Raw genomic sequence first — 15,739 nt, 5'->3', positions numbered from 1 at the left:
GGTTAATATAATACGAAATGCATAAAACTATTGACTTAAAATAAACAATCAACCCAAAAAGCCTGTTGCCATGAAAACAGAACCTTGAACCGAGCGTGGCAAGAGCAGCTGCCCAAAGTGTAAAAGCCGGCTAACAAAAAAATGTATTAAATATAATTTATATATGATGGTAAAAAATATTTCAAGAACATAAAATATTTTTTAGTAATATTAATAAAGCGTTAAACATTGAAAGGCTTAGATAAATTGAACAATGCAGATAAATAGCCAGTATTTGAATGATAAATATCATGCAAATACTAACAATTGTTAACTATTTTTATAGTTGCATAATCCATTTACCTAAAGACTTGTAAGGTTGACCTCCACAAAAGCCATATCAAAACAGCAAACAAGTACGATGAATATTTCCTATTACAGGCAGCTTCATTTAATGGAGGATAATACCATAAAGGAAATAAATGCATTATTTTCTGATAACTGTAATTTATTGCCGGGCTACAATGCCCGGTTTTTAATAAAAACTACTACCGGAGACTGGTGGTACACCGACAATAGCCCCTCCGAAACCAATACTAACCTACTGGATTGTTGCTCCTTTACATTAGAACAACAGACATTTCATTATAACCTAACGCCGGCTGCAAAAGCAAAACATACCACAGCAGGAAATTATATTTATGCGGGTATTCCTGTACTACTATTTGATGGTCAGGTTAATGGTGTAGTATTTATAGCGGGTTATACAGAAAAGGATTGCAACACAGAAAACCAGCAAAGATTTACCAAATTGGCAAAACATATTTGCCAATTAATATTAACCCGCATAACCACTTTATTAACCCAAAACAGACAAAAATTTCACCAACATAACTCGCCATTTGCCATTGTAGAATGGGGGCCCGGTGGCTTTATAAAAAGCTGGGAAGGCCAATCAGAAAAAATATTTGGGTGGACAGCCAAAGAAGTGATAGGTAAGTCCTTTTTTGATTTCAAATTTGTATATGCAGACGATTTGGAAGGGCTAAAAGCTAAGCTTGATTTGATAATTGAAAACCCTTCCGAATATCCGATGGTTTATCATAGAAATTATACAAAAGATGGCGGGGTAAAATACTGCAAATGGCACCATTCTGTTCAAAAAGATGAATCTGGCAATTTAATTTCTCTATTAACCTATGGTGAAGATATTACCCCACTTAAACAACAGGAAGAAAAACTACAATTTGAACAAAGCCAAAACTATGCACTGATAAATAATATTGATGATGTTATGTACAGTGTTGATAGGGAATTAAGGCTGTTAACTGCCAATGAAGCTTTTTTTAAAAATGCCGAAATAGCCCTAGGCCGGCCAAGACACATAGGAGAGAAAATTTTAGAGGGTAATAATATGGGAGATGCCCTGTTGGAAAAAATGAAGAGCTATTTTTACAGGGCACTTGCAGGCGAAACCATAAAGGAAGAAATTATTTTTCCCTCCAATTTTTTACAACGTGAATATTGTGCCAATATAACCTGGAACCCCATTATTACCAATAAAGAAGTTATTGGTGTTGCAGTATGTTTGACAGATGTAACTGCCCAAAAGGCCATGTTTAATGCTTTATTAAAAAAAGAAAACGAACTGGCTTTTATACAAAAAAATACAGCTGCCATAATAAATAACACCAACGATATTATTTATAGTATTGACACTAATTTTAGAATTCTAAGTGCCAATACCACCTTTGAAAAAGTAACTACCCAACTTTTTGGCAAACCCAAACAAACGGGTGATTATATACTGGAAGGTGAAAATCTGGAAACTGGCATTTTTGCCCAACTTTACCAACATTACCAAAGTGCTTTTATAGGTGAAAGTTTTTCTGAAGAATTATTTTTTCCTGCCAGTTTTTTAGGTGCTGAAAGCTGGGGCAATGCAGTTTTTAATCCCATTATAGATAATGGTTCTATTACGGGCTGTGCCGTTTGGATAAGCGATATTACTGCCCGGAAAAAAGCGGAGCAACAGCTAGCTTTTGAACAACAGAATACTGCAGCCCTAATTAATAATACCACCGATATTATTTTTAGTGTAGACACCAATTTTCATTTAATTTCTGCCAATACCACCTATTACCATGCCACCAAAACCATTTATGGTAAGGCAAAAAAAATTGGCGATTTGGTATTGGTACCTGAGGAAATGGATGCAGTAAACTATCATATATTTAAGGAATTATATGACCGTGTGTTGCATGGCGAAAGTTTTACAAAAGAATTATTAATACCAGCAACTATCGCTCAAAAAGAATACTGGTTGGAAATAACTTTTAATCCTATTTATAAGGGCCATCAGATAAAGGGGGCAGCAGTTTGTATGAGGGATATCAGCAGCAGAAAACGAGCTGAAGATCTATTGAAAGAAAAAACAGCCTTGCTGGAGGATGTAATGGAGCATTTAGGGGAAGCATTTTTGTTAATTGATAGTGATTTCAAAATTGTTTTTGCCAACCCCGAAGCGGCAGCTATGGCCGGGCTGCAACAAAAAGATTTTAATGGTAAAAGTATAGAACAATTATTCCCTGAATCCGGCACCAGGGTCTCCTATAAGCAATTAAAGATTGCTTTTAAAAATCAAAAAAATCTTTTTTTAGAAGAGTATTCAGAAAGAACAAAATCATGGCAGGAAATTGCCATTTATCCTAGTCCGGATCATATTTCCTTATTTATCAGAAATATTAATGCCAGAAAAGAAGCATCCATAAAACTGCAAAAAGATGCAGCTTATTTAAATGCTTTGTTTAATGCCTCTACCGATATTGCGATGATTGCGACTGATTTAAACGGTCAAATTACTTCCTTTAATAACGGCGCTGAAAATATATTGGGTTACCGTTTTGAAGAAGTAAAAGGCTTGTCGCCTGCTGCATTTTTGGTAGAAAGCGAAATATTGGAAAAGGGCAAAGAATTATCTGCACAATACAATACTACTATTGAAGGGTTTGAAGTATTTAGCTGGGAGCCTATACATGGCAAAAAATGTGTAAATGAGTGGACCTATGTTAAAAAAGACGGATCAACAATATCTATTCTTTTAACCATATCTGCCATACCAGATGAAAATGGTAAGGTTATTGGATTTTTAGGTGTAGCCGTTGATATTTCCGCCTTAAAAAATGCGCAACATAAACTGCAAAAAGATGCAGCCTATTTAAATGCACTTTTTAATTCCTCCACAGAAATCACCATGGTGGCCACCGATTTAGAAGGAAAAATTACTTCTTTCAATATTGGGGCGGAGCATATGCTGGGTTATAGCTTTGATGAAGTAAAAGGTATTTCACCGGCAACGTTTCATTTGGAAAGTGAAATGATTGAAAAAGGTAAAGAGCTATCCGCCAAATACAATACCCCTATTGAAGGCTTTGAAGTGTTTTCCTGGGAGCCATTACATGGGCTTAAAGGCATAAACGAGTGGACCTATACCCGTAAAGATGGATCTACACTCACCATATTAAAAACAGTTTCAGTAATTCCGGATGAAAATGGGCATCCAATAGGATTCTTAGGGGTTGCCATTGATATAACTGCATTAAAATATGCACAGGATAAATTACTAAAAGATGCGGCTTACCTAAATACCCTATTCAATGCCTCCTCCGAAATTGGCATGTTGGGTACTGATATTTATGGCAATATCATTTCGGCCAATACCGGTATTAAAACATTGTTTGGATATGAATTACCAGAACTAATTGGCAATACATCTGTTAGCTTTCATATTTTAGATGAATTAATAAAAAGAGGTCAGAAATTATCTGCCAAATACAATACAGCTATTGAAGGTTTTGATATAGTAACTTATGAGGCCCGGTTAGGTATTTATACGCCCAATGAATTTACATTTATTAAGAAGGATGGTACTTATTTCACCGGCTTATTAACCATATCTGTCATTAAAGATGCAAAAGGCAATCTGGAAGGGTACCTGGGTACTGTTATTGATATAACAGAAAGAAAAAGGGCAGAAGACTTTTTAAGGGAAACTGCTAAAGTAGCAAGGTTAGGCGGATGGGAATACGATCTGGCAACTAAAACAATTTCATGGACTCCCATGACAAAAATGTTACATGAAGTGCCTCAGGATTTTGTTCCCACACTGGATTTTGTGATGAATTCTTATAAGGACGGAGAATGCAGAGATAAAATAAAACAGGCTTTTGCAAATGCGATAGAGCACGGTGCCCCATTTGATTTGGAATTGGCATTAACCACTGCCAAAGGAACCGAAATTTGGTTACGAGCCAAAGGCAATATGGAAATGGTAAATAATGAACCGGTGCGGCTTTATGGCATGTTGCAGGATATAACTGAACGAAAAATGCAGGAAGAATCTATTAAAGAATACCAGCAAAAACTGGATGCATTCTTTAATAGTACCAATGATATTATTGTATTACTGGGGCCAGATATGAGGATACTGGCATATAATAAATTATTAAAGGATTTTGTGTCTGCATTTTTGAATAGAAATATAGAAGCGGGTGATAATATACTGGAATATATGCCTGTTGATACCCATGATAGCTTTAGTAAAAACTTCAGGATTGCATTAAATGGAGAAACAATTGAAGAAACCGTCTTCACTCCATTTAAAGGTGAAAAACATAGTTGGTGGCATGGCAAGTTTATGCCCATAAAAAGCAAAGAGGGAACCATATTTGGGGTAGCTTTTGTTGACACCAATGTTACTGAAACCAAACAAAAAGAAAGGGCACTGGAGGAATATGAGCAAAAGCTGGCAGCATTTTTTAATAGCGGATCTGATATTGTTGTTTTGCTGGCACCGGATATGAGAATACTTGCTTATAATGGCATGGCAGAGCAATTTGCACAAAATTTCCTGCAAAAACAGGTTACTATCGGTGATACTGTTGTAAACTACCTGCATCCGGCAACCATTGAAGCATTTCAATCTGCCTTTGGCATTGCCATTTCCGGTGAAGATTTTGAGGAAGAAATGCAGGTACCATTTGAAGACGAAAATTACAGGTGGTGGCATTCAAAATTCACTCCAATGAAAAATGCTGCCGGTGAGATTATTGGAGTAGCATTTACTGATACAAATATCTCGGAGCAAAAAAAGCAGGAACTGGCCATTCAGGAACAAGAACAAAAATTAAGCGCCTATTTTAAAAGCTCTAATGATATCATTGTTTTATTAGACCTAAAACTAAATATTCTGGCCTTTAACAAAGTAGCGGCGTCTTTTGCAGAAAAATTTGTTTTGAGAGAAGTACATGAAGGTGATAAAATGCTGGATTATATTTTGCCATCCATGCAGGAAAAATTTAAAAAAGCATGTAATGCCGCATTAAAAGGGGAGAACGTACAGGAAATAGTATTTGCACCTTATGATGATATGCGTTTCACCTGGTGGCATTGTAAATTTAGCCCTATTACCAATAATGAAGGTGAAGTAACCGGAATTGCGTTTACCAATACCAATATAACAGAAAGGAAGAATGCCGATATGGAACTAATTAAAAGCGAACAAACTTTTAGTTCCCTGGTGCAAAACTCTCCTGGTGTGGTTTTCAGATTTCATGTAAAAAAGGATAAAAGCTTTTATTTCTCCTATGTAAGCCATCGTATGCGTGAGGTATTTGATTTGGAATTGCCTTTAAATACACCACACTGTTTTGATCATGTAAATTTTATCAATAAAGAAAAATTCTTTAACTCAATTGCCCTATGTGTGCAAGACTTGTCTAATTGGGAATATGATGGACAATTGATGGGAGACAATGGGGTAATAAAATGGTTTAATGGCAAAGCTACTCCGGTGGTACAGGAGGATGAAATTGTATTTATTGGCATATTACTGGATATAACAGCCCAAAAACAGGCTGAACTGGAAGACCAGTTAATGTATAATTTACTGGTAAATTTTAACGAGGCTGATACAATGAAAGAAGCCCTTACCGGTTTAATTGCCTCAGTTAACACCCATTTTAATTTTAATTATGCCGAGGCCTGGAGTTTATCAATAGATAACACCAGCCTGATGCTAAAAGCAGAATTCCCAATAAGAGCAGATTACGAGGCTTTTAAACAGGACCAACTGGAAAAGAAACTAAATATTAAAGGTTTGGGTTTGCCAGGTGCAGCATGGGAAAGAAAGGAAATGATTTATTGGAAAGACTTACAGGATGCACCTCTGGTACAAAAAGATATAGTAAAAGCTGCTGGTTATTCAAGTGCGATGGCTTTACCGGTTTTCTTTAAAAATGAGGTAATAGCGATACTTACTTTTTTTGCCGCTAAACCGTTTACCAGTAACCAGTTAAGTGGTGGTTTTTGGTTTAAGCTTAGCATGGAGATGGGCAATAGTATTCAAAAGAAAAAAACAGAGGAGGAATTAGACAATTTCTTTAACCTGGCTCCTAACTTTTTAGCCATTGCCGGATTTGATGGCTATTTTAAAAAGGTGAATCCTTCCTTTACACGTTTACTAGGATACTCGAACGAAGAACTTATTTCTATTCCTTTTATAGAATTTGTGCACCCTGAAGATTGGATTGATGCTGAAAATGCAATAGGCAAATTAATTAGTGGGTCAAGTATAAATGAATTTGAAATACGATTTATTACCAAAAACGGGCAATTAAAATGGCTTTCCTGGTCGTGCATTGGATTGGTTAGTGAAAATGTAATTTATGCTGCCGCCAAAGATATTACGCAGCGCAAAGAGTTTGAAGACCAAAGAAATCTGGTAATGGAAGAACTGAAAACAAACAATGAAGACCTAAAACAGTTTTCATATGTTACCTCACATAATTTAAGGGCACCATTAACCAATTTATTGGCCATGGTGCAATTAATAAACCTGGATAATATTACCCACGAAAGAACAAAGAAATTAGTAGCCGGCTTTAAAACATCTACCAACCAGCTAAATGAAACCTTATCAGACCTGATTAATATACTGGTGATTAAAGACGCAAAAAATAAAGAAGCACTTTCCTTAATTAACTTTAACGAAATTTACAATAGGGTAATTTTATCGTTAAAGCAAAGTGTTTTAGATTCAAATACAACCATAGAAACCAATTTCAGAGAGGCAGAATTTGTTAAGTTTAATGGCTTTTTTATGGAAAGCATTATGCACCACCTGATAACAAATGCCATTAAATTTGCCAGCCCCAACCGAAAACCAACTATAAAAATTTACACAACCCTGCACCGGGGCGCCACCCAACTTATCATTAGCGATAACGGACTGGGTATTGATATGAAATATGCCAAAGAACATATTTTTGGCCTGCACCAGCGCTTTCATATACACAAGGAAGGAAGGGGATTTGGACTGCATTTAATCCACTCACAAATAACGGCCCTTGGCGGAAAAATTAACGTAGACAGTGAAGTAGACAAGGGCACAACGTTTACCATCACCTTTAAAAAACAACTCTAAAAAAATGGTACCCTTTGTAATGTGTATTGACGATGATGACATGACACGCATGTTACTGGAATTCGTATTTGAAGACACGCAATTTTGTGCAAAGCTCGTAACGGCTATAAATGGTAAAGAAGGGCTTGAATATTTTGAAAATCAGTTTCAATTGCCCTATGAAGAAAGAGAATTGCCGGATGTAATTTTTTTAGACCTGAATATGCCCGTAGTAAATGGATGGGCCTTTTTAGATTATCTGGAAAATAAAGCTGATTTTTTTGTTACCCAGGTGAAAGTAATTGTGTTATCCTCCTCTGTAAACCCATCCGACAGGGTTAGGGCGGAGGAACACCCACTGGTAATTAAATTTATCAGCAAGCCACTGGTGCAGGAAATTTTAGATGACCTGAAAAATATAGAAGAGATAAAACCCTATTTTTTAACGGGTAATATTGATTAGCTTCTTCTAAGATAGGAGATGAAATTTGATGCCAATATTTCTTGAGAAACCGGAATTTATGTTTAATCAATTGTATTTAACCAACTTAAATTGACATAAGTTATGATTCCTATTGTTATGTCAATTGACGATGACGATATAACTCAAATGTTATATGAATATTTGTTTGAGGATAATTTTTTTTGCACCAAGCTTGTAAAAGCTTATGATGGAAAAGAATCAATAGATTATTTTGAGGAGCAGTCCAAATTATCAAATGAACAAAGAAGATACCCCGATTTGATATTCCTTGATATTAATATGCCCGGTTTAAATGGTTGGGCCTTTCTGGATTATTTGACTGAAAAAAATAAAGTACGGTTAAACGCTATGAATGTGATTGTAGTTACTTCTTCTATAAAACCCGAAGACAAATATAGAGCCGAGGTGCATCCACTGGTACTTAACTTTATACCCAAACCTTTAAGTACAGAAATTCTGGAAAAATTAAAAACCAATCCCGCACTACAACAGTATTTTGTATAACTGCCTTTATTGCTTCCATAATAACCAAACCCTGAAGTGTGCGACGCAAGTAAAGCTGCATTAAAAACAACTGCCCGGCCAATAAATACTTAAACACTCATAAGCAGTTGCTATATTATATAAAACTACCCAATAATTATGCTGCTTTATAATAACGAATTACCCTACCTTACCCATGTACGTTTAAGCAGCCGCAACCAATTACCCGAAAAAATATTTTGTATGTTTTCGCTTGTATAACCTCGGCGGGTAAGTATATCTGTAAACTTCGCTATATCGGCAATCGTATCCATATCATAGGGTGTTTGTTCGGTGCCAAACAGGCCGTCTAAATCGGTGCCAAAACCAATATGCCTGCAATTGCCGGCCAGCTGACAAATATGATCAAAATGATCTGACAGCTTCTCCAGATTAATACCCAATTGCTGCGGGTTATGATGCCCCATTTCAAATTCGGGGTATAACATCCAGGTATCCAATGCCCCGCCAATAACACCATCGCGTTCAATAATCAGTTGCAATTGTTCATTGCTAAATTGTCTTTCGCCCGGCACCAATGCACGGCAGTTTTGGTGACTGGCCCAAACCGTGCCATTAAAAATATCCATGGCTTCAAAAAAGCCTTTATCATCCAAATGGGTAGCATCCAATATTATGTTCAGGTCATCCATTTCACGCAACAAATCTTTACCCATTGCCGTTAATCCGCTACCATCTGCATGGGTGCCTGCCGCATACCTCCCAGGGCCAAAATGCGCAGGGCCAATAGCCCTTAACCCTTGTGCATAATAGATATGCAGGTAGTTAAGGTTAATAATTGAGTCGGCCCCTTCCAGGCTTAAAATATAACCAATCGGCTTTTTGTCATTGGGTATTTCGTTGTTTTCCCACAAAGCCAGGTGCTGCTCTACAGCCTGCCAGTGGGTAATTTGAACCATCTCTCCCATATCTTCCATTATGCGATACCAGGCCAATTGAGCCTGCCCGTAAGCATAGGCTTGTGCAGGTGAGTGCCAGCCCGGCAAATTAAGCGTTGGCAATGCATTACCCGATGCAGAAAACCTGGATATAATGGTAGCCACCACCAAACCTATATGGCCTTTACGCAGTTCAGGTAATGCTACGGTTCCATTGCCGCGGTCCTGGGTATCTGTCCAGTTTAATTGTTTTTCCCTGGCCCTAATTTCATGAACCGGTTTGGTAAGATCTCTGTTTAAAGTAATGGCGTTGGTAGCTAAATCTAAATGCGCATCTATTGTAAACATAGGAGCAAATATTTATTTTTTATGTACCAGGCATAGTAGCATGCATTTGGCACCGCTTGCGTCGCACTCTTGTACTGCATAACCATATGCAGCTGTTAAAACAAAATAGCTATTGGCTAAAAGCAAACAGCTTGCATCTTTAAGCTCCGCAAGGTGCAGAACGTACAAGAGTGCGACGCAACCGGGTATAATACCTGTTCTATTGCCCGGCCAAAACAACTGTTATTGTTTATTTTTTAGTCTTTGTTCAACCAGGTTAACAGGATATTTTCTGGACAGGTTATTTATATCATATGAAAACTCCTCAAAAGCCCTTTCCCATTCGGCAGCTTCTTCTTTGGTGTATTTGTAAAAGCCCAATCCGTTGGTAATACCATTACCCCCCTGTTGTGCAATATTTTCTATTAATTGCGGCGTAGTTGTTTGGTTAGAAAGTGTTGGGAACAAATCCTTCATTACATGGTAATAAGCCTGCAAACCGGTAAGATCCATATACCTAAAAAGTCCGCAAAAACTCATCCAATGGCCGGCATCGTTGCGGCAGGCTCTGTCTACATCTTCAATACTGGCATAGCCATTTTCTACCAGGTTAAACCCTTCCCTGTACATAGCATACATTAAGCGGTTGGTAATAAACCCGCGAATATCTTTACGCAACAAAGTGGGCTCTTTGCCCCAGGTTTCAGCAATAGCATACAAAGTTTCACCAATAGACAACTCTGTTTGCGGCCCGCAGATAATTTCCAGAAAAGGCGTAGTAAAAGCAGGTTCGGCCCAATGCATACCCAAAAATCTTTGAGGGTGCTCTAAGGTTTCCTGTAAAATGGTAATGGGTATGGCCGAGGTATTGGTAGTAATAATAGTTTCTTGTGTTACGACGGCTTCAATTAAAGCATATACCTGTCTTTTTATATCTACATTTTCAATAACACATTCCAGTATCAGCATAGAATTATGCAGATCTGCATAGTTACTGGTGTATACAATATTTTGCAATAACTCATCCACATCATGGGAATGTATCCCTTGTTTAAATGACTCTTGCAAGGCATGTGCAATATGGCCTGGAGCTTTTTCCATATCGGCCGGCAGCGGCGCCAATGCAATTACTTTATAACCACTCATTAACATGGCTGCAACAATGCTGCTGCCCATTAAACCCAGTCCAATTACACCTACTTCTTTTATGTTTGTATTAGCCATATCATTATATTTTTTGTGATAGTACCATTTTGTGAATAGAGTTTACCATACTTTCTTTTTATGCCAGATAGCTGCATAAAAAAGTATGGTAATGTATAATGCCATTAATAAAACAATTCCGGCATGCGGCCCTAACTGTGTATTTAGCTGAGCATACAATATGGGGAAAATGGCATCGCCGGCAATTGCCATTATTAAAAAAGCCGCGGCAGTTTTTGTAAATTTACCTACACCATCTAAAGCCAGTGGCCAAATACATGGCCAGTTTAAGGCATTACAAAAGCCCATGGCAATTACAAACAAAACCGATGTAAACCCACTGGTAAAAATGGCCCCCAGCGAAAAGCAAATACCTAAAAAGGCACAGGCAGCCAGGGCTTTTGCCTGCTTTATATAAGTAGGAATTAGCACAATGCCTGCAACATATCCGGCCAGCATGGCATAAATAATATAATCTACAAAAACCTGTGCATCTGCGGTGGCAAAACCCATGCTTTGACCGTAGGGAATAATATAATAACTGGTAATAGACTCAGTTCCCTCCGCACAAAAAAGTGCCAACACCCCAAGTATTAAATTGGGGAACATCCATATACTGGTATGCGCCACACCGGTAGCTTCGGCATTGGTTTCTTCTTCATGTACTTCGGGCAATGCTACTACCCACATAATTACCGCCATAACCAGCAAAAGGATAGTAATTACAATATATGGGTTTACTACCCTTAATGACATACTATTCAGCGCTGCTATTTTTTCTGCATCCCCCATGGTGGTAATGCTATTCATAATGGCATCGGCATTCAACAATAAAATAGGCCCTAAGAGGCGCTGACTAACAATACCTGCCAGTTTATTAAATACACCCATTATACTATTTCGCTGCCCGGCACTTTCAATTGGGCCCAATATGGTTACATAAGGGTTGGCAGCAGTTTGTAATAGGGCTTGCCCGGTACCCATTAAAAACAATCCGCATAAAAATAGCCAATAAGCCCTTGTATATGCCGCCGGAATAAACAACACTGTACCAATTGCCATTATTACCAGCCCTAAAAAAATACCCTTTTTAAACCCTATTTTTTTTAACACCCAAGAAGAGGGTAATGCCATGACTACATAAGCAATAAAAAAAGAAAAAGTAACAAGGGTGGTTTGTACATTGTTTAACTGCAACGTAATTTGAAAATAAGGTATTAACAAACTATTTAACCAGGCAGCAAAACCAAATACACCAAACAACAGCCCAATCATAAGCAGCGGCAGAAAATATTTTCTTTGATGGTTCATATGTTTCGGGGGCTAGATTTGTTTTAAAATTGTGGATGCTACAGTAAGCGCTTGCTCAATATCAGCTGTAGTGTGTGCTGCAGAAATATACCATAAACCACGACCAATAACCCGTATACCATTATCGTGCATGCCGGCTATAAATTTACCCAGCTTTACCTTATCATAGGTAAGCACATCCCTAAAATCTTTTACTGCAGGCAGTTGAGTAAAACCTGTATGTAACATGGGTCCCAGCCCCTGTACAAGTATATTATTGTTGGTGTTTTTAGCAATGTCCCTTAATCCTTCCATTAGTTGCTGGCCAAGGGTATATATATGTTCAATACAATTACCTGCTTCTAATACTTCCAGTGTGCCAATGGCTGCTGCAATAGTAGAATTACTACTATTCATGGTGCCTGCATGTATTACCGTACCATTGGCAATCAGCTGCATCCAATCCCGTTTACCTACAATCGCAGAAATGGGATAGCCACTTGCCATGGCTTTTGCAAATATGGCCAAATCGGGCACAATATTAAAATAGCTTTGTGCACCACCCAATGCGGTTCTAAAACCGGTAATTACCTCATCAAAAATTAATGCAATATCGTATTGACTGCATAACTCCCGCATTTCCTGCAGGTAGCCTTTAATTGGTAAAATACAGCCATTATTACACATGATGGGTTCAGTAATAATTGCGGCTATTTCATGGTGCTTTTCCTGAATGGTTTGCCGCAGTAGTGTTGCATCATTCCAGGGCAGGGTAATAAAATCATCGGCTGTATGTGCCGGCAAGCCTGCCGTCCAGGGAAAAACATTGGGATGCTCCCTACTACCCAAATCATCAATGGATGGGGTTGACAAGCCCCAGGCCACATTATCCAGCCAGCCATGGTAATGTCCTTCAAAACGTATAAATTTGGGTTTACCGGTTTTTGCCCTTGCCACCCTAAAAGCGGTTTGTACTGCTTCAGATCCGTCCAAACAAAAACGCATTAACTCGGCACAGGGTATTATCTGTTGCAATTTTTCTGCCAGCTCAATTTCCAGTACATGCTGGCCTGCATATAGCTGTCCATTTTTGGCATATTCTTCTACCCTTTTTACCACATGCGGGTGGTTATGCCCAACCAGCATGGGGCCCTGACTTAATGTAAAATCAATATATTCATTTCCATCAACATCGTAAATACGACTACCGTTGGCATGCGTATAAAAAATGGCATGCGGATGGTTGTATTTTCTAAACTCTGATGAAACGCCACCAGCCAAAGACTGTTTGGCACGTTCCAGCAGTTTTGCGGATGCTTCGTATGTATACATTTAATTTTTTTTGTTGTTATAGCAGCCATTTTTTACCCGGCAAAATACCACACATGAGGCTTTACTTGCGTCGCACTCTTGTGCTTTCTGAACCTGACTGAGCTGTTAGCTATTAGCCGTTGGCTGTTAGCAGCTGCGGGTAGTTGCTACAGCACAAGAGTGCGACGCAAGAGACGATACATAGCAGTACTGCTGCCGAGTTAAAAAACAACTTTATTAAAACAAGGCTTTTAATTGCTTAATGGCCGATGCTGCCAGCATTTCGCCCGACCCAATTTCGTATTTGGTAGTGCCTGGCGTGGTTTCGTAACCGGTAATCATGGGCGTAAATCCTTTTGGCCCCTGAGTAAACGAAACTTTGGTAGGGAAATAGCCCCTTTCATCGTTGGTTAAACCCATTACCATGGTATTCTTACAAGGCGACTGAGCTTTAATATCCATTCCAAACTCGGTAAACATTTCGCCAGGCAAACCCACAAAAGCGGCATCCCCAATACGCACAACCATTACTTCTAAACTATCTACTTCATTTTGTGTGCGGCGCATGGCCAACCAATCTTTGGCATATTGTGCATCCGGAATACCATCGGCCTGTGCAGGTGGCATTCCCTCTTTTTCCACTTTTTTCATTACCGCCTGTGCCCAGTTAAATTGGTCATTTGTAATACTCAAATGTTTTACCGGCACCATTTCTTTGGAGACTTTTAAAATATCGCTTGATACAGGTTTTTCGTTGCTAATAGCTTGCAAAGCAGCCACACCCAACATATACCCAATTCGCTGGCATTCCTGGTAAGTATCAGGAAAACCCACTTTGTAATCTACCTGTGTTACATTGCCGCAACAGCCATTAAAAAACAATGGCATAAAGCCATTGCCTTTTACTTTTTTAATTGCTTCGGCCATGTATCCCGGATAATCGGCCGTATACAACCAATTATTACCTGTTAAGGTAGTGGCATGGCAGGCAAAGTTTACAATGGCCCCTTTTTGTTTGCCATTTTGTGCCACAGAAAGGGTGATTACTTCGGGGTCTATGGGCCCCCAAGGTTCTATTACAAAACCGGGGGTAAATTTTTCCCAGCACATATGTGTGGTGCCATCAATGCATTTCAAGCGGCGGTTATGCGATATCCTGTTTTCGGCAGAACGCCCTACAGATAATACAGAAGGCTGTAAACTTTTATCTGCAGCCACCACTGCACTGGCCGCTTTTGCAAGAAACTCTTTTACCTTAGGCGCATTTAAATCGGCCACCGGACCGCTATGGGTATGCGTTGCCATAATCATAATATTAGCGGCCTTAATGGTTGTTTTGCCGGCTATATAGGCCCGCATCATTTCAATGGTTTCTTTGGGAATAAAACAAATATCTACCGTAAGCAACGCCACCTTCTCTCCTTTTTGATTGGCCGCAACCAGGGCCTTGGCATATAAAGAATCATGCACGCCGCGGCTGGCATAATCATTACCTCTGTAATTGCCTGCCATATCAAGGCCAACAGTGGGCGTATAATTTACTTCGGCAATGCCAATTAATAAGGTTGATTTTACCTGCTGGGCATTTACTATGTTATGGCTAAAACCCATTGCAAAAAACAACAGCAAAGCAAGTGGATGTTTTGTTCTTATAAACATGCGATTAATATTAACAATGATGAAAAAATTAGCGTCAGGGCATTTTTACGATGGCATCAATTTCTACCTTAATGCTTTCGGCCAATACAGATTGTACGGTGGTTCTGGCAGGTTTTACTCCGGTAAAATAAGAGGCATAAACGGCATTATACCTGTCAAAATCATTAATGTTTGCCAAATGCACGGTACACTTCACTACATCATTCATACTAGCACCGGCAGCTTCAATAATAGCCTTAATATTATTTAGCGTGCGGGTGGTTTCTTCTTCAATTGTACCCAGCACAAAAGTGGAGGTAGTAAAATCTACGGATGCCTGTCCGCTCACAAACAAAAAGCCATCTACCAAAACACCATCTGAGTAGGCACCTGTAACAAAAGCCGGATCTCTGTCGGGATGTACAATTTTAATTTTACTCATACAGCAAATTTTATTTTATTAATAAAAAGTATTGGTTCTTTCAAAAGTATCGAAGCCATTTTTCAAATAATTACACTATTCCACTTAATCAACATTCAATTCTACCAAGTAGTGGTTTTTGTACCCAACAGTAGCAAGAACCGGCAGCATCCTTGCGTCGCACTCTTGTACGCTATCGTTTG

9 protein-coding genes are annotated in these 15,739 nt (G+C 38.6%); 3 read left to right on the top strand and 6 right to left on the bottom strand.

From position 1 onward, the window contains the following. Positions 1 to 400 precede the first annotated feature (400 nt). The 3 genes from GD597_RS05405 to GD597_RS05395 all read left to right on the top strand — a co-directional run bounded on the left by GD597_RS05405 (position 401) and on the right by GD597_RS05395 (position 8,429). Positions 401 to 7,462 carry a PAS domain S-box protein gene (locus GD597_RS05405; RefSeq protein WP_171606797.1) on the top strand — a complete coding sequence of 2,354 codons (7,062 nt, stop codon included), beginning with the start codon at positions 401 to 403 and terminating at the stop codon, positions 7,460 to 7,462. Between the two features lie 4 nt (positions 7,463 to 7,466). Then, a complete protein-coding gene (locus GD597_RS05400) occupies positions 7,467 to 7,904 on the top strand; it encodes a response regulator (RefSeq protein ID WP_171606796.1) in 438 nt (145 codons plus the stop codon). Between the two features lie 102 nt (positions 7,905 to 8,006). Beyond that, positions 8,007 to 8,429, top strand: coding sequence for a response regulator (locus tag GD597_RS05395; protein WP_171606795.1), 423 nt, complete (start codon positions 8,007 to 8,009; stop codon positions 8,427 to 8,429). 164 nt (positions 8,430 to 8,593) lie between these two features. Here the strand turns inward: GD597_RS05395 and GD597_RS05390 are convergent, their stop codons facing one another. The 6 genes from GD597_RS05390 to GD597_RS05365 all read right to left on the bottom strand — a co-directional run bounded on the left by GD597_RS05390 (position 8,594) and on the right by GD597_RS05365 (position 15,557). Continuing rightward, positions 8,594 to 9,694, bottom strand: coding sequence for a dipeptidase (locus GD597_RS05390; protein WP_171606794.1), 1,101 nt, complete (start codon positions 9,692 to 9,694; stop codon positions 8,594 to 8,596). Positions 9,695 to 9,916: 222 nt separating this feature from the next. Then, positions 9,917 to 10,897, bottom strand: coding sequence for a 3-hydroxyacyl-CoA dehydrogenase family protein (locus GD597_RS05385; protein WP_171606793.1), 981 nt, complete (start codon positions 10,895 to 10,897; stop codon positions 9,917 to 9,919). A 42-nt stretch (positions 10,898 to 10,939) separates the two neighbouring features. Further along, positions 10,940 to 12,187 (bottom strand): sugar MFS transporter, encoded by a 1,248-nt coding sequence (locus tag GD597_RS05380; protein ID WP_171606792.1) that lies wholly within the window; start codon positions 12,185 to 12,187, stop codon positions 10,940 to 10,942. 12 nt (positions 12,188 to 12,199) lie between these two features. Beyond that, a complete protein-coding gene (locus GD597_RS05375) occupies positions 12,200 to 13,498 on the bottom strand; it encodes an aspartate aminotransferase family protein (protein ID WP_171606791.1) in 1,299 nt (432 codons plus the stop codon). 216 nt (positions 13,499 to 13,714) lie between these two features. Further along, on the bottom strand, positions 13,715 to 15,136 hold the full coding sequence (locus GD597_RS05370; protein WP_171606790.1) for a neutral/alkaline non-lysosomal ceramidase N-terminal domain-containing protein: 1,422 nt from the start codon (positions 15,134 to 15,136) through the stop codon (positions 13,715 to 13,717). 34 nt (positions 15,137 to 15,170) lie between these two features. Beyond that, positions 15,171 to 15,557 (bottom strand): Rid family detoxifying hydrolase, encoded by a 387-nt coding sequence (locus GD597_RS05365; protein WP_171606789.1) that lies wholly within the window; start codon positions 15,555 to 15,557, stop codon positions 15,171 to 15,173. Between the last annotated feature and the right edge of the window lie 182 nt (positions 15,558 to 15,739).

It is taken from the genome of Limnovirga soli, assembly GCF_013106755.1.
GTDB lineage: Bacteria > Bacteroidota > Bacteroidia > Chitinophagales > Chitinophagaceae > Limnovirga > Limnovirga soli.
The sequence above is the reverse complement of the archived record's forward strand: the minus strand, read 5'-3'. Positions and strand labels throughout refer to the sequence as shown.

Bases quoted from the DNA above. Each gene is read 5' to 3' on its own strand.
- GD597_RS05385 (WP_171606793.1), bottom strand. From the start codon at position 10,897: ATGGCTAATACAAACATAAAAGAAGTAGGTGTAATTGGACTGGGTTTA.
- GD597_RS05405 (WP_171606797.1), top strand. From the start codon at position 401: ATGAATATTTCCTATTACAGGCAGCTTCATTTAATGGAGGATAATACC.
- GD597_RS05375 (WP_171606791.1), bottom strand. From the start codon at position 13,498: ATGTATACATACGAAGCATCCGCAAAACTGCTGGAACGTGCCAAACAG.
- GD597_RS05370 (WP_171606790.1), bottom strand. From the start codon at position 15,136: ATGTTTATAAGAACAAAACATCCACTTGCTTTGCTGTTGTTTTTTGCA.
- GD597_RS05400 (WP_171606796.1), top strand. From the start codon at position 7,467: ATGGTACCCTTTGTAATGTGTATTGACGATGATGACATGACACGCATG.
- GD597_RS05390 (WP_171606794.1), bottom strand. From the start codon at position 9,694: ATGTTTACAATAGATGCGCATTTAGATTTAGCTACCAACGCCATTACT.
- GD597_RS05395 (WP_171606795.1), top strand. From the start codon at position 8,007: ATGATTCCTATTGTTATGTCAATTGACGATGACGATATAACTCAAATG.
- GD597_RS05380 (WP_171606792.1), bottom strand. From the start codon at position 12,187: ATGAACCATCAAAGAAAATATTTTCTGCCGCTGCTTATGATTGGGCTG.
- GD597_RS05365 (WP_171606789.1), bottom strand. From the start codon at position 15,557: ATGAGTAAAATTAAAATTGTACATCCCGACAGAGATCCGGCTTTTGTT.